The 24,647-nt window shown below is 67.3% G+C and carries 24 protein-coding genes; 16 read left to right on the top strand and 8 right to left on the bottom strand.

Annotated elements, in window-relative coordinates; all coding sequences use genetic code 11:
• Positions 1 to 6: 6 nt before the first annotated feature.
• Genes trpD through glp form a run of 4 tightly spaced genes read left to right on the top strand, consistent with a single transcriptional unit; the run spans position 7 to position 3,605 of the window.
• Complete coding sequence (gene trpD, locus G3T14_RS17450) at positions 7 to 1,020, top strand: anthranilate phosphoribosyltransferase (RefSeq protein WP_163643809.1); 1,014 nt, start codon at positions 7 to 9, stop codon at positions 1,018 to 1,020.
• Between the two features lie 10 nt (positions 1,021 to 1,030).
• Positions 1,031 to 1,882: an indole-3-glycerol phosphate synthase TrpC gene (gene trpC / locus G3T14_RS17445; RefSeq protein WP_163643808.1), complete on the top strand. Its 852-nt coding sequence runs from the start codon at positions 1,031 to 1,033 to the stop codon at positions 1,880 to 1,882.
• A gap of 11 nt (positions 1,883 to 1,893) precedes the next feature.
• Positions 1,894 to 2,379 (top strand): cyclic pyranopterin monophosphate synthase MoaC, encoded by a 486-nt coding sequence (gene moaC, locus G3T14_RS17440; protein WP_163643807.1) that lies wholly within the window; start codon positions 1,894 to 1,896, stop codon positions 2,377 to 2,379.
• The gene (gene glp, locus G3T14_RS17435; RefSeq protein WP_163643806.1) at positions 2,376 to 3,605 is read left to right on the top strand and encodes a gephyrin-like molybdotransferase Glp; all 1,230 of its coding nucleotides are present in this window, start codon (positions 2,376 to 2,378) and stop codon (positions 3,603 to 3,605) included. The genes moaC and glp overlap by 4 nt, the downstream gene beginning before the upstream one ends.
• 88 nt (positions 3,606 to 3,693) lie before the next feature.
• Here the strand turns inward: glp and G3T14_RS17430 are convergent, their stop codons facing one another.
• The 4 genes from G3T14_RS17430 to G3T14_RS17415 all read right to left on the bottom strand — a co-directional run bounded on the left by G3T14_RS17430 (position 3,694) and on the right by G3T14_RS17415 (position 10,038).
• Positions 3,694 to 5,037 (bottom strand): UDP-glucose/GDP-mannose dehydrogenase family protein, encoded by a 1,344-nt coding sequence (locus tag G3T14_RS17430; RefSeq protein WP_163643805.1) that lies wholly within the window; start codon positions 5,035 to 5,037, stop codon positions 3,694 to 3,696.
• A 305-nt stretch (positions 5,038 to 5,342) separates the two neighbouring features.
• Positions 5,343 to 7,418, bottom strand: coding sequence for a right-handed parallel beta-helix repeat-containing protein (locus G3T14_RS17425; RefSeq protein ID WP_163643804.1), 2,076 nt, complete (start codon positions 7,416 to 7,418; stop codon positions 5,343 to 5,345).
• Positions 7,419 to 7,592: 174 nt separating this feature from the next.
• A complete protein-coding gene (locus tag G3T14_RS17420; RefSeq protein ID WP_163643803.1) occupies positions 7,593 to 7,802 on the bottom strand; it encodes a DUF1127 domain-containing protein in 210 nt (69 codons plus the stop codon).
• A 370-nt stretch (positions 7,803 to 8,172) separates the two neighbouring features.
• Positions 8,173 to 10,038: an ABC transporter ATP-binding protein gene (locus G3T14_RS17415; RefSeq protein WP_163643802.1), complete on the bottom strand. Its 1,866-nt coding sequence runs from the start codon at positions 10,036 to 10,038 to the stop codon at positions 8,173 to 8,175.
• Between the two features lie 95 nt (positions 10,039 to 10,133).
• On the opposite strand from G3T14_RS17415, the gene G3T14_RS17410 reads away from it, so the two are divergent.
• The 11 genes from G3T14_RS17410 (at position 10,134) to G3T14_RS17360 (ending at position 19,728) form a co-directional block, all read left to right on the top strand.
• Positions 10,134 to 10,592: a tRNA (cytidine(34)-2'-O)-methyltransferase gene (locus G3T14_RS17410; RefSeq protein WP_163643801.1), complete on the top strand. Its 459-nt coding sequence runs from the start codon at positions 10,134 to 10,136 to the stop codon at positions 10,590 to 10,592.
• Between the two features lie 95 nt (positions 10,593 to 10,687).
• Positions 10,688 to 11,377 carry a PspA/IM30 family protein gene (locus tag G3T14_RS17405; RefSeq protein WP_163643800.1) on the top strand — a complete coding sequence of 230 codons (690 nt, stop codon included), beginning with the start codon at positions 10,688 to 10,690 and terminating at the stop codon, positions 11,375 to 11,377.
• Between the two features lie 57 nt (positions 11,378 to 11,434).
• Positions 11,435 to 11,707 (top strand): YiaA/YiaB family inner membrane protein, encoded by a 273-nt coding sequence (locus G3T14_RS17400; RefSeq protein ID WP_163643799.1) that lies wholly within the window; start codon positions 11,435 to 11,437, stop codon positions 11,705 to 11,707.
• A gap of 52 nt (positions 11,708 to 11,759) precedes the next feature.
• Complete coding sequence (gene hemF / locus G3T14_RS17395; protein ID WP_163643798.1) at positions 11,760 to 12,686, top strand: oxygen-dependent coproporphyrinogen oxidase; 927 nt, start codon at positions 11,760 to 11,762, stop codon at positions 12,684 to 12,686.
• Positions 12,683 to 13,801, top strand: coding sequence for an ATP-dependent RecD-like DNA helicase (locus tag G3T14_RS17390; protein ID WP_163643797.1), 1,119 nt, complete (start codon positions 12,683 to 12,685; stop codon positions 13,799 to 13,801). The genes hemF and G3T14_RS17390 overlap by 4 nt, the downstream gene beginning before the upstream one ends.
• Positions 13,802 to 13,944: 143 nt before the next feature.
• Entirely contained in the window at positions 13,945 to 14,442 is a 498-nt protein-coding gene (locus G3T14_RS17385) for a hypothetical protein (RefSeq protein WP_163643796.1), read from the top strand.
• Positions 14,443 to 14,576: 134 nt separating this feature from the next.
• Entirely contained in the window at positions 14,577 to 15,137 is a 561-nt protein-coding gene (hslV, locus tag G3T14_RS17380; protein WP_163643795.1) for an ATP-dependent protease subunit HslV, read from the top strand.
• 86 nt (positions 15,138 to 15,223) lie between these two features.
• A complete protein-coding gene (locus G3T14_RS17375) occupies positions 15,224 to 16,894 on the top strand; it encodes a methyl-accepting chemotaxis protein (protein ID WP_163643794.1) in 1,671 nt (556 codons plus the stop codon).
• A gap of 48 nt (positions 16,895 to 16,942) precedes the next feature.
• Complete coding sequence (locus G3T14_RS17370) at positions 16,943 to 18,019, top strand: hypothetical protein (protein WP_348645298.1); 1,077 nt, start codon at positions 16,943 to 16,945, stop codon at positions 18,017 to 18,019.
• Positions 18,019 to 19,332, top strand: coding sequence for an ATP-dependent protease ATPase subunit HslU (hslU, locus tag G3T14_RS17365; protein WP_163643793.1), 1,314 nt, complete (start codon positions 18,019 to 18,021; stop codon positions 19,330 to 19,332). The genes G3T14_RS17370 and hslU overlap by 1 nt, the downstream gene beginning before the upstream one ends.
• Before the next feature lie 21 nt (positions 19,333 to 19,353).
• Positions 19,354 to 19,728, top strand: coding sequence for a dienelactone hydrolase family protein (locus G3T14_RS17360; protein ID WP_163643792.1), 375 nt, complete (start codon positions 19,354 to 19,356; stop codon positions 19,726 to 19,728).
• Between the two features lie 56 nt (positions 19,729 to 19,784).
• Here the strand turns inward: G3T14_RS17360 and G3T14_RS17355 are convergent, their stop codons facing one another.
• The 4 genes from G3T14_RS17355 to G3T14_RS17340 all read right to left on the bottom strand — a co-directional run bounded on the left by G3T14_RS17355 (position 19,785) and on the right by G3T14_RS17340 (position 23,287).
• On the bottom strand, positions 19,785 to 20,843 hold the full coding sequence (locus tag G3T14_RS17355; RefSeq protein WP_163643791.1) for an MBL fold metallo-hydrolase: 1,059 nt from the start codon (positions 20,841 to 20,843) through the stop codon (positions 19,785 to 19,787).
• A 5-nt stretch (positions 20,844 to 20,848) separates the two neighbouring features.
• Complete coding sequence (locus tag G3T14_RS17350; protein WP_163643788.1) at positions 20,849 to 21,133, bottom strand: hypothetical protein; 285 nt, start codon at positions 21,131 to 21,133, stop codon at positions 20,849 to 20,851.
• A 36-nt stretch (positions 21,134 to 21,169) separates the two neighbouring features.
• Complete coding sequence (locus G3T14_RS17345; protein WP_246733401.1) at positions 21,170 to 22,270, bottom strand: aromatic ring-hydroxylating dioxygenase subunit alpha; 1,101 nt, start codon at positions 22,268 to 22,270, stop codon at positions 21,170 to 21,172.
• Positions 22,271 to 22,741: 471 nt separating this feature from the next.
• Positions 22,742 to 23,287 (bottom strand): hypothetical protein, encoded by a 546-nt coding sequence (locus G3T14_RS17340; RefSeq protein ID WP_163643790.1) that lies wholly within the window; start codon positions 23,285 to 23,287, stop codon positions 22,742 to 22,744.
• Positions 23,288 to 23,465: 178 nt separating this feature from the next.
• On the opposite strand from G3T14_RS17340, the gene pgeF reads away from it, so the two are divergent.
• Complete coding sequence (pgeF, locus tag G3T14_RS17335) at positions 23,466 to 24,236, top strand: peptidoglycan editing factor PgeF (protein WP_163643789.1); 771 nt, start codon at positions 23,466 to 23,468, stop codon at positions 24,234 to 24,236.
• Positions 24,237 to 24,647 lie beyond the last annotated feature (411 nt).

Genomic DNA, 24,647 nt, shown 5'->3' with positions numbered 1-24,647 from the left:
GCAGCCATGGAAACCTTCAAGCCTCTCCTCGCAAAGGTCGCGTCCGGTGCGAGCCTCGACCGTGCCGAGGCGCGGCGAGCTTTCGACGCTCTGTTGTCGGGCGAGGTCACACCGGTCCAGGCAAGCGCCTTCCTGATGGCCCTCAAGGTCCGCGGCGAAGCCCCGGACGAGATCGTCGGCGCCGTCGAGGCAATGCGTGCCCGGATGGTGGCGGTGGCGGCCCCTGTGGGGGCCATCGACGTGGTCGGCACCGGCGGCGATCATTCGGGCAGCTACAACGTCTCGACGCTGGCGGCGATCCTGGTGGCGGCCTGCGGTGTGCCGGTGGCCAAGCACGGCAACCGCGCCGCGACCTCCCGATCGGGCGCCGCCGACGTGCTCGCCGCGCTCGGCGTGCGGATCGGGCTCGACCCCGCCGGGCTGGAGCGTTGTCTGGCACAGGCCGGCCTGTGCTTCATGTTCGCCCAGACCCACCATGCCGCCATGCGCCATGTCGCTCCGGTGCGGGCTGAGCTGCCGACGCGGACGATCTTCAACATGCTCGGGCCGCTGGCCAATCCGGCCGGTGTGCGCTTCCAGCTCTTCGGCGTCTCGGCACCGGCCTGGGCCGAGCCGCTCACCCGGGTGCTGGCCGAACTCGGCACCGAGCGGGTCTGGACCGTGCATGGCTCGGACGGCCTCGACGAGATCACCGTCACCGGCCTCACCGCCGTGGTGGCGCTGGATTCCGGGCGGCTCTCGCACTTCACTATCGACCCACGCGACGTCGGAATCCCGCTTCATAGCCTCGACGCCCTGCGCGGCGGCGATCCCGAGCACAATGCGGCGGCCCTGAGCCGCGTCCTCGACGGGGCTGCGGGAGCCTACCGCGACATCGCCGTGCTGAATGCCGGCGCCGCCCTCGTGGTGGCGGGCACGGCCTCCAGCCTGTCCGAGGGCGTCGCCCGCGCCGTCACCGCGATCGACAGCGGTGCCGCCCGCGCGACGCTCGCCACACTCGTCACCGTTTCCAATGCCTGAGGGCTGCGCCATGACCGAGCCCGCCGAGACGAAGCCCTCGAGCGCAGCCGCTCCCTCCGAACGCAAGGACGTTCTGGCGCGCATCGAGACCTACAAGCGCCGCGAAATCGCTGAGGCGAAGCTGCGCGTGCCCCAGACCAAGCTGGAGAAGCGCATTGCCAAGGCGGCGCCGCCACGCGGCTTCGCCGATGCCATCGCGGTCCACATCGCGCAAGGTCGCCCCGCCCTGATCGCCGAGGTGAAGAAGGCCTCGCCCTCCAAGGGCCTGATCCGCGCCGATTTCGATCCGGCCATCATCGCCGCTGCCTACGAGGCCGGGGGCGCCACCTGCCTGTCGGTTCTCACCGACACGCCCTCCTTCCAAGGCAAGCCCGAATACCTGACCGCGGCCCGCGACGCCTGCGCCCTCCCGGTCTTGCGCAAGGACTTCCTGTTCGAACCGTATCAGGTGTTCGAGGCGCGGGCCTGGGGTGCCGATTGCATCCTGGTGATCATGGCCTGCCTCGACGACGACGAGGCGGTGGCCCTGGTCGAGACGGCACACGATCTCGGCATGGACGTTCTGGTCGAGGTTCACGACGCGGCCGAACTCGCCCGCGCGATCCCGCTGGGTACGCGCCTCCTGGGTATCAACAACCGTGATCTGAAGACCTTCGAAGTCTCATTCGAGAATTCGATTCGGCTCGGCCAGGCCGTCCCCGCAGACAGGATCGCGGTGGCCGAGAGCGGTATCTCCGGTCATGCCGACGTAGTCCGCCTCGGGGAGAACGGCCTGCACACCGTGCTCGTCGGCGAAAGCCTGATGCGGGAGGCGGACGTGAAGGCGGCCACGGCCCGATTGCTCTTCGGCGATGCGGTTTGAGGGAGCGAGCCATGGCCGAACTCACCCATCTCGACGCGGCCGGGGCGGCCAACATGGTCGATGTGTCGGACAAGCCCGCCACCACCCGCACGGCACGGGCCGTCGGCACCGTGGTGATGCTGCCCGAGACCCTGCGGCTGATCCGCGAGGGCGATGCCAAGAAGGGCGACGTGATCGGCACCGCGCGCCTGGCCGGGATCATGGCGGCCAAGCGCACCCACGAGTTGATCCCACTCTGCCACCCGCTGCTGCTCACCAAGGTCCGGGTCGATTGCGAGCCGGACGACGCGCTTCCGGGTCTGCGCGTGACGGCCGAGGTGAAGGTGTCGGGGCAGACCGGCGTCGAGATGGAGGCGCTCACCGCCGTCTCGGTGGCCTGCCTGACCATCTACGACATGGTGAAGGCCGCCGATCGCGGCATGCGGATCGAAGGGATCCGTCTCCTCGCCAAGGACGGCGGCCGCTCCGGAGCCTACCGCGCCGAGGATGCCGCATGAGCGGCCTGATCCCGGTCGCGGAGGCGCTGGCCCGAATCCTCGCCGGCATCGCGCGGCCGGTGGAGGCGGAGATCGTGCCGATCGCGGACGGCGCCGGCCGCACCCTGGCGCAGGATCTAACCGCGCTGCGCACCCAGCCTCCGTTCCCGGCCTCTGCCATGGACGGTTATGCCGTCCGCAGCGCCGACGTGGCGGCCTGCCCTGCCGAACTCGCGCTGATCGGCACCAGCGCCGCCGGCCATGGTTTTTCGGGAATGCTCGGGCCGGGCCAGACCGTGCGGATCTTCACCGGTGCACCGGTACCGGACGGCGCCGACGCCATCCTCATCCAGGAGAACGCCGATCAGGCGGGCGCGGTCGTGACCGCGCGTGAGCCCGTGGCGACCGGGCGCTTCGTTCGCCGCGCCGGGCTCGATTTCCGTGAGGGCGACGTTCTGCTTCGCACTGGCGAGACGCTGGATGCCCGCCGGATCGCGCTTGCCGCAGCCGGTGGCCACGGTCGCGTGAGCGTACGCCGCCGCCCCCGTGTCGCCATCCTCGCCACCGGCGACGAACTGGTTGCGCCGGGCGAGACGGCCGCCTGGGATCAGATCGTCGCCTCGAACAGCCTCGCACTCGCGGCACTCGCCCGCGAGGCCGGCGCCGAGCCGATCGACCTCGGCATCGCCGGCGACAGTCTCGACGCCCTCGACGCGGCTTTAGGCCGGGCCGTGGCGGAACGAGCCGACCTCCTCGTCACCCTGGGTGGCGCTTCGGTGGGCGACCACGACCTCGTGCAATCCGCGCTGCAGGGCCGCGGCCTCGAACTCGGGTTCTGGCGGGTGGCGCTGCGGCCGGGCAAGCCGCTGATGCATGGGCGCCTCGGAGCCATGGCGGTGATCGGATTACCGGGCAACCCGGTCTCCTCCATCGTCTGCGGCCTGCTCTTCGTGGTGCCGGCGATCCGGGCGTTGCTGGGCGACCCGCAGGCCGGCGCGGACCACAGCGAGCCGGCCACGCTGGGATGCGCCATGGCGGCCAATGACGGCCGGCAGGATTACCTGCGCGCCAGCCTCGATACCAATCCGGACAGGGTGCCGGTGGCACACCCGGAAGACCGCCAGGATTCCTCGATGCTGTCGGTCCTCGGCCAAGCGGAAGCCCTGCTGATCCGCCCACCGCACGCTCCCGCCGCGAAGGCCGGCGACCCGTGCCGCATCCTTCGGCTCGACCGACGCATCCTGTAGCGCCTGCCTTGAACCTTTAGGCTAAGCATACCGGACCGTTTCTGGCGACGGCCCCGGTGGATACGGGCGCGACACTGCGAAAACGGACTCACTGATCGAGGTCGACGCTCATGCTCGACGGGCGCGTGTCGGACTGGCCGATGCTGGTGTAGTCGAAGCCGCGGCGCTTCATATCGTCCGCACGGTAGACGTTGCGCAGATCGATCACGATGCGCGCCGCCATGGTGTCGTGCAGGGTCGCCCAGTCGAGCGCCCGGAAGGCATTCCACTCGGTGACGATGACGAGGGCATCGGCCCCCTTCGCGCACGCATAGGCGTCGGTGGCGTAGGTGATATCGGGCATCAGCGCACGGGCCGCCTCCATGCCCTCGGGATCGTAGGCCACGATCCGGGCGCCGCCATCCTGCAGGCCGGCGATGACCGCGAGGGAGGGTGCATCGCGCATGTCGTCGGTGTTCGGCTTGAAGGTCAGGCCGAGGATCGCGATGGTCTTGCCGCGCACGGAGCCGCCGCAGGCGAGGATGACCTTGCGGGCCATGGCGCGCTTCCTCTGCTCGTTGACCGCCACCACGGTCTCGACCAGACGCACCGGCGTGCCGGCATCCTGCGCCGTCTTCACCAGCGCCAGGGTGTCCTTGGGAAAGCAGGAGCCACCATAGCCCGGCCCGGCATGAAGAAATTTCGAGCCGATGCGATTGTCGAGCCCGATGCCGCGGGCGACCTCCTGGACGTTGGCCCCGACCTGCTCGCACAGGTCCGCGATCTCGTTGATGAAGGTGATCTTCGTGGCGAGGAAGGCGTTGGCGGCGTATTTCGTCAGTTCGGCGGTACGCCGGCCGGTGACGAGGATCGGCGCCTGGTTGAGGTAGAGCGGCCGGTAGATCTCGTTCATGATCGCGATGGCGCGCGCATCCTCGGCACCGATGACGATGCGGTCGGGCCGCTTGAAATCGGAAATCGCCGCGCCTTCGCGCAGGAATTCGGGGTTCGAGACGACCGCAAATTCGGCATCGGGCCGAACCTCGCGAATGATGCGCTCGACCTCGTCGCCGGTGCCCACCGGAACGGTCGATTTGGTCACGATCACCGTGAAGCCGGTCATCGCCGCGGCGATCTCGCGCGCGGCCGCATAGACGAACGACAGGTCCGCAAAACCGTCGCCGCGGCGCGAGGGTGTTCCCACCGCGATGAAAATCGCTTCGGCCTGCGCCACGGCGGGACCGAATGCGGTGGTGAAGCTCAACCGCTCCTGGCGCACGTTGTCGGCCACGAGCGCGTCGAGACCCGGCTCATAGATCGGCATCTGCCCGGCATTGAGCAGCGCGATCTTGGCGGCGTCGTTGTCGACGCACACGACCTGATGCCCGAAATCGGCGAAGCAGGCGCCCGAGACGAGGCCGACATAGCCCGACCCAACCATTGTAATTCGCATACAGCTGTCTCCCTGTCGGCAGGCGCGCTGACGACAGATTCCGCTCCACCTCGCGGGCTTTCGCTGACCCGCGCAGGATCATTCGTCAAGGATTTTGTCGAGAAATTTTCGAAGCATAGCGTGCCGGCTTAATTGTTTGCACGGATAATTTTTATTTACGTCGATTAATAGCAAATAATAAAATCGATTTATATTCCGATATTTTCTTGGCGCTACATGATGACATTCAAGATTTTCGTCGGCGGATTACCCATCGGACCCAAAACGCCTAAAGTCGCATCTTCATCCGAAAAACAGCAACGATTTCAAGGCGCAAAAGGCCGCTTGAGTACCTTGGACCGCCACATCCGCGCCGTATCGGCCCATGAGCCAGCCGAGCTACCGGCGCCGGTCATAGTCGCGAACGCGGCCGGATCGCTCTCCCCGTCCGGCACGGAAACCCGGAGGCCTTCGGGGCCGAGATTGCGCGCGATCACCTGATCCTCCGCTCGGGCACCATCGGTGTAGCGGAACGGCTCGCTGTCGAAAAAGGTGTTTGCGACGATGGTATTGTGCAGGGCGATAGCGGGACGCTCGGTGAGGATCCGAGCAAGACTCGGATAGCGCGTCCGCCAGAGCGGGGAGCCCGTCGGCACAGCGACGAGCGCACCGCGCAGCTCTGATTCCGGATCGTCGATCGAGTCCTTGGCCCAGGTCTGGCCCCGTGAATCGATGTGGATCGCCGGGCTCGAGCGAACGAAGAGGTTGTCTGTCACGGCGTTGTCGCGGCCGCCGCCGATGAAGACCGGCTGGTCGACCCGTAAAAACAGGTTGGCGCGGATTGCGAAGCCACTCGCCATGTCGTCGAGATAGAGGCCCTTGACCTCGAAAGATGGTGCCGCCCGGATATCGTGCAGGAAGTTATGCTCGATGGTGGTGCCGCGGGCCGTCCAGTCCCGCCCGGCATAGATCGCACCGCTGTCGGTCGATCCCGATAGAAGGTAGGCGATCTCGTTCCAGGCGACGCGGTGATCGTTGCCGCGCAGATGCAGGGCGTATTCGTCGGTATCGTGGATGAAGTTGCCCTCGACGGTCTGCCCGACGCCATCCACCGCGATGGCGGGGCTTTGGGTGCGGGCCAGCCGGGCATAGTCGGACAGGCGGCAATCGCGCACGAACAGGCGCCCGGGCGTGAGCGTCGCGCGATCTCCGCCGGTGATCCGGATGCCTCCGGCGCCGATCTGCGTGATGTCGCTGCGCTCGATCCCGCTCGCGGTCGAATCTTCGACCACCAGGGCGTGGCCGCCGGCCCGCGTCAGGACGCTGCGTGAGACGACCACGTCCGAGGCTCTGGTCACCCGCACCAGGGTTCCGTGCGCCTGTTCGAGGTTGAGAGACTCGAAGCGGATATGCGACGCGTCCGCGACGTCGATCAGCCCATCCGTAACACTGGCTTCCACGAAACCGGAAGGATCGCGCGGCCAAACCAGAAGCAGCCCCCAGCCGGGGTCACGCCACCATTCGCCGGGTTCGTCGAGTTCGCTCAAGGCGTGGACGATGCGAAACCGCGCCCCCGCGGCGATCCCGTCGAACGGACGCTCGCCAAGGACGAGCCGCTTCGAACCGGCTTCGACGATGGTCACGGGCAGCGTTTCGAACAGCCAGTTCCAGCGCCAATAGCCCTCCGCCCAGAGGTCGGTTTCGCCGCGCCAGCGCTCCGCGCGATCACCCTCGGGGATGAAGCGCGGCTGTTGCGGATCGCTTGTCGCGTCCGACGCCACCTTGCCCCAGCCTTGGTTCGGCCAGCGGGCCGGCCACAGGGCCCCCTGTGCGTCGTAGACCTCGAACGCCAGCGGCGCATCGCGGCTCTTCAGGAGGCGGGGCTCCTGGATTCGAGCAGTCGCCGTCAGCGCCGCCGGAAGCCGATAGGCGCGGACCTGTGCCCGCGCCTCGACCGGAAGGCGTCGGAGCAGATCGGGGGGAATGCCACCGGGAGACGGCTCGAGTCGCACGCTTCCGACGATGCGGGTCGACCCATCGGCTGCACCCCGCACCACCAGCGGCGCCTCGGCGGTCCCGCCCTGCCCTGCTCGAAAACGCGCCGGCTGGTCGAACCGATGGATTCCAGGTGCGAGGGCGATGACGATGGCGCGACGCGGGTCGGTGCGATGCTGGCGGCCCGCCAGATCGATCGCCGCCTGCAGCGTCGACACGGACGGGCCGGCGCCGGAAGACGCGCGTTCCCGCCCGGACGGTTCGACAACGATGGTGGTCGGACCTTGCGCGGATTCCAGCGTCGACGCGCCGGAGAGCAGCACAACGACGAACCCGGTGGTGACCTGCAGTCTCCGCCTCGTCAGGCCTTCGACGGCGCGAGCCCTATCATCCTGCCGAACCGCCATCGCCTGCTCACCCTGGGCCGACGAGCACGCGAGGTGCTCCCCAATTTCCAGGCGCGACCATAGTGCAGCGTCCAGAGAAAGGGATGCCGGTCCAGGCGAAGGGCTACTCAGAAATTACCCTCTGCGGCCACCGCCCGTTCTGCGGTCGCCTTCGTTGGTCCGGGTCTCGCGTGATCAGGCGGTGGGGTGAGCGAACACACCGGTGGACTGGCTGAAGGCCACATGCTCGCGCGAACGGTAGCGGCGCGCCTTCACGAGGATCTTCGCGTCGAAGCGCTCGACTCCGACATCCTCGAGCTGGCGATCCGTGAGACCGGCGAGCTGGCGGGCGGACTCGTTCTCCTTCCAGGAGGCCTTGAGGTCCGTGATAAGCGACTTGAACATGACGTGTCTTCCGAATGCAGCTTGGTCTTTGTGGCATCGCAGCGACGCCGGGTGGCGCTGCAGCAATGTCGCTGAACCCGAGCTATGCGGAGCGGACCGCCGGCACGAGGGGTCGGGGCGTAGGGCACCCATGCTCAATGAGCATGGAATGAGCAAAGCTTGTTTAATCACTAAGCAGCTCGGGCCGCGATAGACGTCTGATCCGCTGGTTGCAAAGCGAAATTCGCGCTCTTGGATTGCCCGTATCCGGTGCATGCCGGTGGCGCGGAAATAGCCATGCCTCGAACCGGCACGGCGCACTTCGGGCGCGCAGCGTCAGGGTGTGGGAAAGCACATTCCGAGGGGGAATCCGCTAGTCCTGAGGCCCCCGTTACTCCGCGGCGTCCTCGAAGGACGGCGAGGCGTCGCCGAGGAAACCGCCGGATTGGCGTTCCCACAGGCGTGCGTAGAGGCCGCCGCTCCTGATCAGTTCGGCATGGCTGCCCTCCTCGACGATTCGGCCCGCATCGATGACGATGAGCCGGTCGAGGGCGGCGATGGTGGACAGGCGATGGGCGATGGCCAGCACGGTCTTGCCCTGCATCAGCGTGTCGAGACTCTCCTGAATCGCGGCCTCGACCTGGCTGTCGAGGGCCGAGGTCGCCTCATCGAGGATCAGGATCGGCGCATCTTTAAGGATGACGCGCGCGATGGCGATGCGCTGGCGCTGTCCGCCCGAGAGCTTCACGCCCCGTTCTCCCACCTGCGCGTCGTAGCCACGGCGGCCCTTGTGATCGACAAGGTCGCGGATGAACCCATCGGCCTCGGCGAGGCGGGCCGCATGCGTGACCTCCTCCAGGGTCGCATCGGGGCGGCCGTAGGCGATGTTGTCGCGAATCGAACGATGCAGCAGCGACGTATCCTGCGTGACCATGGCGATGGCGCTACGCAACGAGCCCTGGGTGACGCCCGCGATATCCTGACCGTCGACGAGGATGTGCCCGCTCTCCAGGTCGTGCAGGCGCAGCAGCAGCGCGGTGATGGTGGTCTTGCCGGCGCCGCTGACCCCGACGAGCCCGACCTTCTCGGCCGCGCGGATATGCAGGTTCAGGCGTTCGATGATGCTGGCGTCGCCGCGCCCGTAATGGAAGCTGACGTCCTCGAAGCGGATATCGCCGCCGGTCACCGCCAGGGTGGCGGCATTCGGCCGGTCGACGATGCCGTGCGGACGCGAGATCGTCTGCATGCTCTCTTGGATCACGCCGACATTCTCGAAGATCCCACGCACGGTCTGCATCACCCAGCCCGACATCGCCATCAGGCGGAGGACCAAGGCAAGACCGGCCGCCGCTTCGCCGGTGGTCATGCCGCCGCGCTGCCACAGGGCGAGGCAGACCCCGGCCGTGGACACCACCAGCATGCTGTTGAGGATACCGAGCAGCGTCGTGGTGGAACTGACGAGCCGAAACTGGCGCAGATATGCCTTGGTATGGACGTCGACGGCATCGCGCACCGCCGCGCGCTCCTCGCGGTCGCGAGCGAAGAGCTTCACCGTCAGGATGTTGGTGTAGCTGTCGACGATGCGGCCGATCAGGGCCGAGCGGGTATCGGCGGTGGCGAGCGAGCGCGTGCGGGCCCGCGGCACGAACCACCGGGTCAAAGCCGCATAGGCCACCACCCAGAGCACCACCGGCAGGGCGAGCCAGAGGGAGATCGAGCCGAACAGGCCGATGGCGGTGACGGCATAAATCGCCACGTACAGCAGCGTATCGATGAAGACGACCGCAAGCTCGCGCACCGCCGGACCGACCTGGACCACGCGGTTGGCGAGACGCCCGGCGAAATCCGCCTGGAAATACGAGAGCGAGTGGCCGAGCGTGTAGAGATGGGTGCGCCAGCGGATCTGGTTGGTCGCCTGCGGAACGATGAGCTGGTTCGACAGGATTTCGTGCAGCCAGATCGTGATCGGCCGCACCACGAGCACCAGACCGGCGGCGAGCATGATCCTGAGACCGTGATCGGCCCAGATCGTGGCCCGGTCGGCGGTGTTGAGCAGATCGATGAACCAGCCCATCAGCAGGTAGAGCGAGGCCTCGACGGTACCGGCCAGCAGCGCGACCACGAACAGCACGGCCAGTGCCGCCCGCATCGGCTTCAGGTAGAAGCCGGCAAAGCCGGTCACGGTCTTGGGGGGCATGCGCTCATCGTCGAAGGGCGCGAACGTATCGATGCGGCGCTCGAGCCAGTCGAGGAACATGTCGTGACAATCCGGTTGCGGCGGCAAGCCTAGAGCTAGGCGGTTGCGGCGCCCTGCCAACCGGGGGGCGATGCCGCACGAGGAATGAGACACCGATGCTTCGCCTTGCTCTGTATCAGCCCGACATCCCGCAGAACACCGGCACGATTCTGCGCATGGCCGCCTGCCTCGGTGTTGCGGTGGAGATCATCGAGCCGGCGGGCTTCGACGTGTCGGATAGGCACTTGCGCCGCTCGGGGCTGGATTACCTCGATCAGGTGGTGATCACCCGGCACCGGTCCTGGACCGCTTTCGAGGCATGGCGCCGCGAGGCGAACCTCCGGCTCGTGCTCGCGACCACCACCGGCGCCCTTCCGTATACCGACTTCGCCTATGGCCCCAGCGACTGCCTCCTGATGGGACGCGAATCCGCCGGCGTGCCGGAGGCGGTCCATGCGGCAGCCGATGCGCGGGTGGTGGTCCCGATCAGACCGGGTCTTCGCTCGCTCAACGTCGCGGTCTGCGCCGCGCTGATCCTCGGCGAAGGCCTGCGGCAGACAACGGGCATGCAATGACGCTTTTGAACGGCGTGCATATTCGCACTTGAACGCCGTTCAAACCGTGGCACAACCGATGGCGACGGCACCGCTCGTCGATCGGGAGACAGCCCATGTTCAACGTGTTTCGGACCTTGGCACGCGGCGCGGCCGCGCAGGCGCGTGAAGAGATCATCGACCGCAACGCCCTGCTGATCCTCGACCAGCAGATTCGCGAGACCCGCGCGTCGCTGGAGCGCAGCCGGTTGGCGCTGGCCACGTCGGTGGCCGGCGACAAGGCCGAGGAGCGCCGCCTCGCCGAGGTCGAATCCCGCAGCGTCGATCTCGAGGAGCGCGCCTTGGCCGCCCTGAAGGCCGGGCGTGAGTATCTCGCCGGCGAGGCTGCCGATGCCATCGCCGAACTGGAGGCCGAGCGCGACGCCATCCGCGCGGCGCGGGTGCGCTTCGCGAAGGAGCTGGCCCGCATCCGGGCCGTGGTCGCCGATGCGACGCGGCGCCAGAGCGAGCTCGAGCGTGGCCGCCGCATCGCCGCCGCAGCGGAAGCTGCCCGCCGCCTCGGCGTCACGGCGACGCCCCAGGACCGCGCCACCCTCCGGGAGGCGGAGGCGACGCTAGCCCGCCTCCGGGACCTCCAGCACGCGGCGGCCGACACCGAAGCCGCGCTGGCGGAAGCAGAGCCCGGCACCGACATCGCCGAGCGCCTGGAGCGAGAGGGCTTCGGCCGCAGCACCCGCCCGGCCGGAAGCACGATTCTCGATCGCCTGCGCCGCCGCGCCGAGGCCGGGCCGAACGATCACGCCTGACGCGACAGTTTTACCATCACGCCGTCCGAACACGCATCGCATCCGGGGAATCCCACCATGAATAACGAGACCACGCAGCATTCCGGCGCCTGGGTCGCCTTCACCTACGCGTCGTTCCTGGGGGCCGCCGCCATGGTGGCGCTCGGCATCCTGTTCATGCCCATCGACATCTGGATGAAGGGCTATTTCGCCATGGGGGTGATCATGCTGGTTCAGTCCTGCATCACCGCGACGAAGACCCTGCGTGACGTCCATGAGGGCCGGCGCATGGTCAATCGGATCGAGGACGCCAAGACCGAGCGGCTGCTGATGTCGGTGGGCAAGGATTGAGACCGCCTTTCGCGAATTGACGGCCGGGCGGCGGGATGGGAAATCCCTTCCCATGACGAGCCAAGCTCCCTCACCGCCCGCCCTGCCCGAAGCCGAGATCACCGCGCTGAAGGGCCAAGCGACAGCGTGGTTCACCACCCTGCGCGACAGGATCGTCGCCGCTCTCGAAACCCTCGAGGCGGAGGCCACCGGACCGTTCCATGCGGATGCGCCGACAGAGGCCGGCACCTTCGTGAAAACCCCGTGGCAGCGCACCGACCATACCGGCCAACCGGGCGGCGGCGGCACCATGGCGATGCTCAAGGGCCGGGTGTTCGAGAAGGCCGGCGTCCACGTCTCGGCGGTGCACGGCGAGTTCGCACCGGAATTCCGGGCACAGATGCCCGGGGCGTCCGAGGATCCGCGCTTCTTCGCCACCGGCATCTCGCTGATCGCGCATCCGTGGAACCCGAACGCGCCCACCGTCCACATGAACACCCGGTTCGTCGCCACCACGAAAACCTGGTTCGGCGGCGGCGCCGATCTGACCCCCGTCCTCGAGCGCAGGCGCAACCAGGATGACCCGGACAGCCTGACCTTCCATGCGGCGATGCAGGCAGCCTGCGACGCCCACGCCCCGGCGGCCGATTACGCCCGCTACAAGGCGTGGTGCGAGGAATATTTCTACCTGCCGCACCGCAAGGAGCCGCGCGGCATCGGCGGTATCTTCTACGATTATCACTGGACCGGTAACCCGGAGGCGGACCTCGCCTATACCCGCGACGTCGGTGGCGCGTTCCTGAGCGCCTATCCGGCGATCATGCGGGCCAACATGGGGAAGCCCTGGACGGAGGAGGACCGGCTGGAGCAGCAGGTCCGGCGCGGACGCTACGTCGAGTTCAACCTGCTCTACGACCGCGGCACCATCTTCGGGCTGAAGACCGGCGGCAACGTCGCCTCGATCCTGTCCTCGCTGCCGCCCACGGTCCGGTGGCCGTGACGGCCGACCTGCCGACCAAGTTCGCGCCCCAGCAGGACGCGGCGCTGAAAGCCATCGCCGATTGGCGCAAGGGAGGCGGCGGTCAGGTGTTCCGCCTGTTCGGCTATGCCGGAACCGGCAAGACCACCCTCGCCCGACGCATCGCCGACGATGTCGACGGCACCGTGGTGTTCGGCGCCTTCACCGGCAAGGCCGCCTCCGTCATGCGCCAGAAGGGCTGCCACGACGCCGCGACGATCCACAGCCTGATCTACCGCACCAAGGAGACCGAGGAAGGCGGCCCCGCCTTCACCCTCAACCGTACCGGTCCGGTCTCGAAGGCCGAACTGATCGTCATCGACGAGTGCTCGATGGTGGATTCCGATCTCGGAAACGACCTTCTGTCCTTCGATAGGCCGGTGCTGGTTCTCGGCGACCCCGCGCAATTGCCGCCCGTGCGCGGCGGCGGGTTCTTTACCGAGGCCGAGCCCGATGTGATGCTTACCGAGGTGCATCGCCAGGCCGCCGACGATCCGATCGTCCGCATGGCGATGACGATCCGCGAAGGCGGCCGCCTCACCATCGGCGAGTATGGCCGCAGCCGCGTGGTCTCGCGCCGGAACATCGATCCGGCCCACGTCATTGCCGCCGACCAGGTCCTGGTGGGCATGAACAAGACCCGCCGGCTCTACAACAACCGCCTGCGCGAGATCGCCGGTCACACCGACCCGATGCCGGCGGTGGGCGAAAAGCTCGTTTGCCTGCGCAACGACCGCACAAAGGGCCTGCTCAACGGCTCGACTTGGACCGTCCATGCGCAGCGCGCGGCACAGCGCCCCGACACCATCCGCCTCGACGTGGTGCCGGAGGACGACCCGGCCCTGCGCCGTCGCCCCATCGACATCAAAGTGCTCCGCGCGGTGATGTCGGGATCGGAGGAGGAGATCCCGGCCTTCCTCAAGCGGGAGACCGACGAATTCACCTACGGCTACGCCCTCACCGTCCATAAGGCGCAGGGATCGCAATGGGACGACGTGGTCTTGTTCGACGAATCCTTCGCCTTTCGCGAGCACCGGGCCCGCTGGCTCTATACCGGCCTGACCCGGGCGGCGCAGTCGATCACGGTGGTGGTGTAGGGCAGCCGCGTATACCGGCGCGCCCTCACCCGAACGGGCATGAGGGGCCGCAACGTCCAACCCGTGATGATCGGCACGCTATCGCGGTGTCGTCACGTGCGTTAGCATTTCGGTGGTCCGACCGAAGCGGGTGTTGAGAAGCCTTGCGACGCCTCCTGAAGTTCCTCCACACGATGGGGGCCATCGGCCTCATGGGAGCGATGGCGTCCCTGCTGGTACTGCTGAGCATGGCGCCTCCGCCGACCTCTCTGGCCGGTTATGCTTTGATCCGCGGCGCGATGAGTATGATCGCCACGTGGATCTTCTTCCCGTCGCTAGGAGTGACGCTGGTTGCCGGCCTGCTCGCGATCGCGGCGAACCGCGGCTTTCACAGCGCCGGCTGGGTCTGGCTCAAGGCCGCCACCGGCATCCTGGTTTTCGAAAGCGGCTTCGTCGGTGTTCTGGGTCCGATGCAGCAGGAGGCCGAACTCAGCGCCCGTGCACTGGCTGGCGAAATTAGTCCGCAGATCCTGGCCGAGACGCTCGGCCCCGAGCGCAACACGCTCTGGGTGCTGCTCGCGATCGCCACGGCCAATGTCGTTCTCGGCGTCTGGCGGCCGCGGCTGATACGTCGCCGCGCACAGAGCCCGGCCCCGGACTAGTGCCCCGATTTGTCGGGATGGTCGCTGAAATGACGAAAAGCACCGGCTCGCCAGGGAGGTGGTGCCGGACCCCACCTGTGGCGTTCCCGCGCGCGACTTCCTAAATGTTCGCCCAGACCGATCAGGAGCCCCCCTTGGCACAGAACGATTCCGGCCCGCCGCAGATGCATGCCACTACGATTCTCATGGTCCGCAAGGGCGGCCGGGTGGTGATCGGCGGCGATGGGCAGGTCAGCCTTGGGCAGACCATCGTGAAGGGCAATGCGCGCAAGGTGCGCCGCCTCGCCAAGGGCTCGGTGATCGGCGGCTTTGCCGGTGCGACAGCGGACGCCTTCACCCTGTTCGAGCGGCTCGAAGCCAAGCTCGAACAATATCCCGGCCAGCTCACCCGCGCCTGCGTCGAACTCACCAAGGATTGGCGCACGGACCGCTACCTGCGCCGCCTGGAGGCGATGATGCTGGTGGCGGACCGGGAGGTCAGCCTTCTTCTCTCGGGAGCCGGCGATGTGCTGGAACCGGAGCACGGCGTGATGGCGATCGGCTCTGGCGGCAATTATGCGCTCGCCGCTGCGCGGGCCCTGGAAGATGGCGTTCACGACGCGGAAGCCATCGTTCGCCGGGCGATGGGTATTGCGGCGGAGATTTGCGTCTATACGAACGGCAGTCTCGTCATCGAAACGTTGGATACCGCGTAGCGCGGCTAAGAACTGCCGTCGGTTAACCGTCCATTTCAAGATTCATCCTAGACACCTTGAACGTGTGTCTAGGGAACCCACCGACAATGACAATCAGGGCGAAAATTCTGGCCTTCGTCTTCGCGTGTAGCGCGGTGACGCTCATTGTCGCCGGCGTTGCGATCAGTTCGCTGAACACGCTCCATTCCGCCATCGAGCAGGCCCGTCACGCCTCCCAGCGCTCGATCGACGCGGTGACGCTCAATCGCTTCGTGACCACGGTGGTGCTGGAGGCGCGCGGCATCTACGCGGCGAAGGACACCGCCGATGCGGTGAAATATGCCGAGCGCCTGCGCAAGAGCCTCGACGGCATGAACGCCCTGCTGAAGGCCTCGGCTCCGAACGTCCCGGCGGACGAACAGGCGTTGTTCGCGAAGGTCGTGGATGGTGCGGCGGCGTTCACGCCGCTTCGGATGGAGACGGCGCGCCTCGGCACCGAAGTCTCGCCGAAGGCCGCTGCCGATCAGGGATTCAACGAGGCCAACCGGACGAACCGGCAGGCTTACCAGGACAGCATCGACGCGCTGGTGTCGAAGAGCCAGAACCGGCTCGCAGACATCGAGACCGCCACCGACGCTTTGTATTCGCAGCGCTTCGTCCTCCTCGTGGCCCTCGCCATCGGCGGTCCCCTCGGCTGTCTGCTGATCGGCGGCTTCGTCGGAAACAGCCAGATCGCGCGCCCCCTCGCCGGAGTCTCGGCGGCGATCCATCGCCTCTCCGAAGGCAATCACGTTCTGCCCGTCGTGGCGCCGCGCCGCGACGAGATCGGCGGAATTTGGCGCAGCATGCAGGTGTTCGCGCACACGATGAAGGAGGCCGAGGCCCTGCGCGAGACGCAAGGCCAGGAATCCGGCCTCGCCAATGCACGACGCCATACCGAGCGCAATGAACTCGCGGACCGCTTCCAGGGCAAGGTCGGCGGCCTCGTCACGAACCTCACCGGATCGGCCTCCGAGATGGAGAAAGCCGCGCGCGCCATGGCAGACAATGCCGAGCAGACCAACCTGCAATCGCACGCGGTGCTGGCCGCCGCGCAGGAGACCGCGCAGAACGTCCAAGCCGTGGCAGCCGCAACCGAAGAACTCGCTGCCTCGGCCCATGAGATCGGCCTCCAGGTCGACCAGACCTCGGCCGCGGCTGCCGGTGCAGTGGCGGGCGCCACGCGCACCCAGGCTCGGGTGCAGGTGCTGGCCGACAGCGCCGCCCGGATCGGCGACGTGGTCGCGCTGATCTCGCAGATCGCCGGCCAGACCAACCTGCTGGCCCTCAACGCCACCATCGAGGCAGCCCGTGCCGGCGAGGCCGGGCGTGGCTTCGCCGTGGTCGCCGCCGAGGTGAAGGGCCTCGCCGCCCAGACCGCCCGCGCCACCGACGAGATCACCCTGCAGATCGCCACCATCCAGGACGCTACCCGCGACACCGTCGGTGCGATCGCCGAGATCGGGTCGACCATCGGCGGCGTCCACCGGATCGCGCAAGGCGTGGCAGCGGCCGTCGAGCAGCAGCAGATCGCCACGCAGGAGATCGCCCGGAGCGTCAGCGATGCCGCTCAGGGGACCTATTCGGTGACGCAGACCATGGCGCAGGTTCAGGCGGCAGCGGTCCAGACCGGCGCCGGCGCGGCGCAGGTTCTCGCCTCGGCCGAGCGCCTGAGTCGCCAATCCGGCCTCGTCGGTAGCGAGGTCGAGAGCTTCGTCGGCAGCATCCGGGCCGCCTGATTGGACAAGAGCCTGGAAAGCGGACCGCCGGGCGCTTAGATCGGCGACGTGCGACAGATTGAAAACTCAGACCTGCTCCTCCGCGCCGTAGCGCGCGGGATCATCACTCAGGATCAGGCGGTCGCCCTCGACCGCCTGAACGCCGAGCGGCCGGAGGTGGCCGATCTGCCGCGCGACGACGAGCGCCTGCGCTTCGTCTCCGGCTTCGCCGATATCTTCGTCACCATCGGGTTGCTGCTCTTCCTCGGCACGGCGGCGTTTTTCGGAATCGATCAGCTCCGTCCCGCTGGTGGCTATGCCCTCGTGGCGGCTCTCGCCTGGGGCCTCGCCGAGTTCTTCACCCGGCATCGCCGCATGGCCTTACCGAGCATCGTCCTGCTGGCGATTTTCGCGGTCTCGACCTTTTCCGCAGCTGGCTTCGGCCTTACCGCCCTGACAGGCGGACCCGACCTCGGCGCGATGCCGTCCGACGTCCTCCTGGCCCTCGACACCGCACCGCTGGCGGTGGCCGGCGCCTCGCTCGCGACGCTTCTGCTCGTTGTCGGGCACTACTATCGCTTTGCCGTACCGATCACGGTGGCGGCCGGTGCGGCCGCTCTCGTGGGCCTGGTGGTCGCCCTCGCCACCGCATTCGCACCCGGGATCGCCCTGGCCTATGCCAACCTGCTCCTGCTCGGCGCCGGGCTTTGCGTGTTTGCCCTGGCCATGCGCTTCGACATGTCGGACCCGCAGCGGGTGACGCGGCGCACCGATATCGCGTTCTGGCTTCACCTCCTCGCCGCACCGCTGATCGTCCATCCGATCCTCGGCACGGTGGCTCTGACCGATGGGGCGAGCGGGGCCGACGCGATCCTGGTCCTCGGCATCGTCGTGCTGTTGACTGCGGTCGCGCTCGCCACCGACCGACGGGCGATCCTGGTCTCGGGCCTGACCTATGCCGGGTTCGCCTTCGGCGCTCTGATCCGCAAGGCCGGATTCTCGGGCGGCATCCTGCCGGCGAGCCTGCTGGTGCTCGGTGCGTTCATTCTGGTGTTGAGCGCCGGCTGGCATCCCCTTCGCAAGCGGGTTCTGCGCGCCCTCCCCCGCCCCTGGGCAGCTCGGCTGCCGCACCCCCTCGGAGCGTGATGACCACCTTTACTCCCCGCGAGATCGTCTCCGAACTCGATCGCTTCATCGTCGGGCAGGCGGATGCCAAGCGCGCCGTCGCCATCGCCCTGCGCAATCGCTGGCGCCGGCAGCAATTGACCGGCCCGCTTCGCGAGGAGGTGGCCCCGAAGAATATCCTGATGATCGGCCCCACCGGCTGCGGGAAGACCGAGATCGCCCGGCGTCTCGCCCGGCTCGCGGGGGCGCCCTTCCTCAAGATCGAAGCGACCAAGTTCACCGAGGTCGGCTATGTCGGCCGTGACGTGGAGCAGATCGTCCGCGACCTCGTCGAGGTCGGCATCGGCCTCAAGCGCGACGAGAAACGCCGCACTGTCCAGGCCAAGGCGGAAGCCGCAGCCGAGGCGCGGATCCTCGATGCCCTGGTCGGACCCAGCGCCGGTGCGGCGACCCGGGACAGCTTCCGCAAGAAGCTGCGCGCCAGCGAACTCGACGACAAGGAGGTCGAGATCGAACTCGCCGCCAGCGGCAATGCCGGCATGCCGATGTTCGAGATCCCCGGCATGCCCGGCGCCTCGATGGGCGCGGTCAACCTCGGCGACATGCTCGGCAAGGCGCTGGGTGGCCAGAAGGGCAAGCCGCGCCGCATGACGGTGAAGGACGCCTACGCGCCTCTCCTGGCGGAGGAATCCGACAAGCTCGTCGACTCCGAATCCCTCACGCAGGAAGCGATCCGCGACGTCGAGGACAACGGCATCGTCTTCCTCGACGAGATCGACAAGATCTGCGCCGGCGAGGGCCGCTCCTCGGCCGACGTGTCGCGCGAGGGGGTGCAGCGAGACCTTCTGCCCCTGATCGAGGGCACCACGGTGGCGACCAAGCACGGGCCGGTGAAGACCGACCACATCCTGTTCATCGCCAGCGGCGCCTTCCACGTCTCGAAGCCTTCGGACCTGCTGCCGGAACTGCAGGGACGCCTGCCGATCCGCGTCGAGTTGCAGCCACTCACCGTCGAGGATTTCAAGCAGATCCTCAACACCACGGAGGTGAGCCTGCTCAAGCAGACCGTGGCGTTGATGGCGACGGAGGGCGTCACGCTCGCCTTCACCGACGATGCCGTGGACGCGATCGCCCGCGTGGCGGTCGATGTGAACAACTCGGTGGAGAATATCGGCGCCCGGCGCCTCCAGACCGTGCTGGAGCGCGTGATCGACGAGATCTCCTTCACCGCCACCGATCGGTCGGGCGAGACCGTGCCGATCGACGCCGCCTATGTGCGATCCCGCGTGGAGAGCCTGGCGGCGAACGCGGATTTGAGCCGGTTCATCCTCTAGCGACAGTCGCTTCGGCTACGGTTGGATACGCTGGGGCGTGCGAACGCCAAGGATATCCTGGCGGCTCTGAGCGAAATCACCAAGGACCCGGAGATCGACGCGAAACGCATCGTTGTCGCCGGAGAAAGTCTCGGCGGCTGGAATTTCCTGGCGGTCGGCGGTCTCGGGGACCCGCGCATCCAAGCGGTGGTGAACTTCCACGGAGGGCTGCGCACATCGAGCTGTAAGGTCGGCGCTGAGGCCCTGATCGAAGGAGCCAAAGCTTTCGGCGCCGGAAAGGCCGTTCCGTCACTGTGGATCTACGGAGACAACGTGTCGCCCAGAGCTACAAACGCGCCTCATACCGCCGCCGCTCAATTCCTTCGGTCACTGGCAACCAAAGGCTCCCTCTCCTGAAAGGAGAGGGAGCCTGTTGCGCTTGGGCCAGCCGAGGTCATCAACCGGAATCCGTATCATCCCTCCCACGCCTGCCCCGGCCGCAGGGCCACGAAGCGTTCCGGGGCGATCCCGTTCTCCGCGCAGGCCACGGCGAGCGCCTCCATCGGCCGCTCGACGCCCTCGTCGGTGAGTTGGAAAGTGCCCCAATGGTGCCCGAGCATCTGGTCGGCACCGAGCATGAGCCCGGCCTCCACTGCCTCCGCTGGGTTCATGTGCTGGTCCTTCATGAACCAGCGCGGCTCGTAGGCGCCGATCGGCAGGGTCGCGAGACGCGGCGGTCCGAACCGGGTCCGGGCATCGCGAAAAATCGCGCCGTCACGCAAGGCCGTATCCCCCGAATGATAGTGCACGCCGACGGGGGTGGTCAGCACGAACGAGCACCACAAAGCCATGCGTCGATCGTTGAGTCCCCGGGCCGACCAGTGGTTGGCGGGCGTGAGGTGGATCGTGATGCCGCCGCCGAGGTCGACCGATTCACCCCAATCGCGCGTCTCCACATGCAGGGTGTCGTCGTAGGCGCGCAGGATCGCGTCGTTGCCGAGGGGAGCGATGATCAGCGGCTGGTAAACCTGCCAGAGCCGCGCGACGGTCGGCCCGTCGAGGTGGTCGTAATGATTGTGCGTGATCAGCACCACGTCGATGGGCGGCAAGTCTGCGAACGATATCCCCGGTGGATTCGCACGCTTGGGTCCGGCAAAGCGCAAAGGGCTGGCGCGCTTCGCGAACACCGGGTCGACGAGGATATTGCGGCCGGCGACTTGGAACAGATAGCTCGCATGGCCGATCAGGGTGACCCGTAGGCCATCGTATCGCTCGGGCGGAACGTCCGCATAAGGGCTCGGAAACAGCTTCGGCCACGGCTCACGGCGGCGATTGCGCTGCCACTTGGCGATGTCGGCCAGATCCTTGTCCGGCGGTTGGTCGGGACCGTGGAAACGGACGCCATCGAAATGGTCGCTGACCGGACCGCGATAATACGGATTGCGGTTACGCTTGTGTGCGGCGTAACCGACCCCGCCGAGCGTCATCACCGTAGCGGCGCTGAGCGCCGTGATCAGACCATGCCGTTTCATCGACCTCAGATGGCGGCGTGCGTCGTTCCGTCAAGCGGCCGAGCTTCCAGATCGCATGCAATCGGGTCGGTCTGTTCGGTGGCGTTGGCGAGTTCGCCGGCAAGGGCACGGATTTTCCGATGGGCCTCCTGCTCGATCTCCTGTTTCGTCCGGTTCTCGATGGGAACCACGACGACTCCGGTGATACGGCCATGCGCGGCCAGCAGCGTGAAGTTGAAACGGCCCATACGACTGCGCCGGACGACATAGTGCGGCTTTGCCAAAGCGCTCTTCCTCTCGCTCGTCGACATCAAGTCGACAGATACGAGGCGAGAGCCCGAAAGGTTTCAGGAGCGCCAGCGCAACTCCTGGCGTGCGAGGGGATTGTGGAACGCTCGCCCGTCGCGCGCAGCGGCGAGCGCCTCGCGCTTGAGGCGAAAATACCATTGCGATGGGAGGTCGCCCTGGCCGAACAGCACCATGGTCGGCTTGCGGTCGAGCCCGGCTTGAGCGTGCTGCAGCACCTGCTGGTCCTGCGTCAGGAACTGGCGCATCAGCGGGTATGCCAGCGGCTTGAGCAGGTTGAGCGCCGGCATGTTCCAGTACAGGGCGTTGGTGAGCATCGTGCGGTTGTGGGTCAGCGGCGTCGCGAAGGTGTAGTTCGCCACACGCTTGGTGCCGGCCTCGATCCGCTCGAGACGGACACCGGGGAGCCGGAACTCGATCTCCACCGCGGGCGCGCCGCCGAGCAGCTTGTAGATCGGCGAGCTGGTGGTGGTGGCATGGCTGGTCATGGTGAAGCCGTGTGGGGTCGGCGTGAAGGTCTTCACCTTCTCGCGCAGCGCCTTGGACGGTCGGAACCACCAGGAATCGTGGACGAACGCGACGTGGCCCGGATCGACGAGGCTGAGCGTCGTCAGATCGAACGACGCCTCCACCACGAGTTCGACCACCAGTGAGCCGGCGGCGATGAAGCCGAGCTCGGGCAGGGCCGGCCGGTCGGCGCCGGTGACCGGCCCGAGATAAGGGTTGACCCAGGCGAAGCCCGCGCTCTCCTGGATCGGGAAGCGCTGTACGGCGATCTTCGAGAAATCGGCTGCGTCGGAAGAGGACAGCGTCGGCACGTCGCGGCACCGTCCATCCGTGCCGAAGCGCCAACCGTGGAACGGGCAGGTCAGGGACGCGCCGTCGAAACGCCCCTTCGACAGGGCCATGCCCCGATGCGGGCAGCGGTCGCGCAGGGCGAACGGCGCACCGTCCGCGTCGCGACCGAGCACGATCTGCTCGCCGTTGAGTTCGACGGCCCGCACTGCTCCGGCCTTCAGCGAGTCCGAACGTCCGACGCAGTACCAGGCGTCGGGCAGAGGCTGACGCATGGCGTCCGGGTCGAGGGCGGCCTCATCGTCGCGCCCCTCGGAGGGCACCGGCATACGCAGGGTAGGAGGCATCGAGGTCTCGACATCCGTAACCGTGCGAAGCGGGTCGCCCGGCCGGCGGACCGCCCCGCTCCGTGTGGGGTCCGACCCGTTTAGAGGGTTTTCCGGTTCGGTGGACCCGGCCGACGCAAAGAAAACGCGACAGACCCGACGCGGATCCGGCACTGAGGCCGGCAAACCCGGCGAGGGAGCGGCGAGACGGCGCAGCCGCGGACCTTTTCAAATCCAGATCGACACCCTAGCTTTCACGCATCGCAACGAACGAAAGGAGGTGATCCAGTGTCTCATTGTCATCAGCCGCTCTCTCCGGCTCATCGGACCTGGACCGTCGCCTCCGGTGCTGTTTTCTAGCATCAGGGCGCCGTTCTGACGGGTTCGGCCGGACGACCAAGTGGTTCGGCAATGGAAGGGCCGCCCCGATGGGGCGGCCCTTCGGCTTTTCAGGTGTCTGAAGCCGCTCCACGCCGCCTTTCGGGACGATGTCTAGCGCTTCTGGAACAGCGGCTGGGCCAACGCTTCGGCACGCGCGATCCAGAGATCGCGCTCGGCGCGGACGTCCTTGAGCACCTCGGCCTCGGCTTCCATCTTGGCGCGGACGTCGCGCAGATCGGTCATGAAGCGCGCCTGAACCTCGTTGAGGCGATCACGCTCGGCGCGAACCTCGTCGAGTTCGCGCATCTCGTCCTCGACATGAGCCCGCAAGGACCGCAATTCCTGGGCGAGGACCTCCTGGAGCGCATCGTAGCGATCCGCCTCGACGTGCAGCTTGGCCTTCAGCATCAGGTTTTCGGCCATGAGGTCGGAGACGTCCTCCTCGACCGCATCCGCGCCCTTGGGGACCGGCCGCGCGACCACGCGGGGCGTCCAGTTCTGTGCCGGCGGCGCGATCTCGGCGACCGGCTCTTCGATCTCGGCGGCGGGCTGTCCGCTGGTGGCCGCCTTCATGGCCGCGAGCCAATCGCGGAGAGGGCCCGGCTGGGGCCGCGCGACGGCGTCGTGGTTCGGGTATTGACGGGCTGGTTCCGACATCGGGTGCGTCCTCGGCTTCGAGAGCATTGCACCAAAACATACTTAACGAACCGTAAACGTTAACGAGTTCGGGACGTCCCGGCCTGGAGCGTCCCCCGCGGGCACGGTTCGGTGACGGTCGTCCTGCGCGGTGGAACACGCTATCGGTCGTACTCCGTCCCTGGACCGACAGGCCGCCATGTTCCTCGAAGCGCCCGAACTCACCGCCCTCCCCATGATCCGACACGCCTTCTTCACCCGGAAGGGCGGCATCTCCGAAGGGCTCTACGCATCGCTGAACGGCGGGCTCGGTTCGAACGACGAGCCGGACCGCGTCGCGGAAAACCGGGACCGCATGGGAAAGCATCTCCAGGTCGGATCGGATCACCTCGTCAGCCTCTACCAAGTCCATTCCGCCGAGGTCGTGGTGGTCGAGGCGCCGATCGCGCTGGCGGACCGGCCCAAGGCCGACGCCATGGTGACGCGGGTACCGGGCCTGGCGCTCGGGATCGCCACGGCCGATTGCGGCCCGATCCTGTTCGCCGATCCGGTCCATCGGGTCGTCGGTGCCGCCCATGCCGGCTGGAAGGGCGCGCTCACCGGGGTGGTCGAAGCGACAATCCGCGCCATGGAAGGGCTCGGCGCCAGCCGTTCCGCTATCGTCGCCGTGCTGGGGCCGACCATCACGCAACCCGCCTATGAGGTCGGGCCGGACTTCATCGCCCGGTTCCGGGTCGAAGCCCCCGGATTCGAGCGCTTCCTCGGCCCCGGAGCGCGGCCGGATCACGCCCAGTTCGATCTGCCGGGCTTCATCCTCATGCGGCTGGCCGAGGCGGGCGTCGGGAGGGCTTCGGATCTCGGCCGCTGCACCTATGCCGATCCGGAGCTGTTCTACAGCTTCCGCCGTACGACCCATCGCGGCGAGCCCGATTACGGCCGCCTGATTTCGGCCATCACCCTCGCGGTCTGATCGGGCCCGGAAGACCTGCGACAATTTGTCAACGTCGTGTGACATGAAAAGCGTGGCCGTAATTGAACCTTGGCCGTTCGCGCGTGTTCTTTGTGCAAGTAGCCGAGAGGTCAAACGGGTTTTGCCACAAAGGGGCCGCGTTCACTGCGGTCGGCGTGCCCGTAAAGCAACAGCTTCTTCGACGCTGCTGAACTAAAGACGGGGAACTGCACCGGACGTCCTCCCAACGAGCGGCGGTGCACAGATTTAGAGGACCAGAGACCATGAAATCCTTCGTTCGGGGCGCAACCGCCCTCGCCGGCATCGCACTTGCCGGCTCCGCTTTCGCAGCCGACCTTCCGCGTCGCGCTGCCCCACCGGTGTTCATTCCGGTGCCGGTGTTCACCTGGACCGGCTTCTACGCCGGTTTCA

It is taken from the genome of Methylobacterium sp. BTF04 (genome assembly GCF_010692745.1).
Classification (GTDB): Bacteria; Pseudomonadota; Alphaproteobacteria; order Rhizobiales; family Beijerinckiaceae; genus Methylobacterium.
This window is presented reverse-complemented; position numbering and strand designations above follow the sequence as displayed.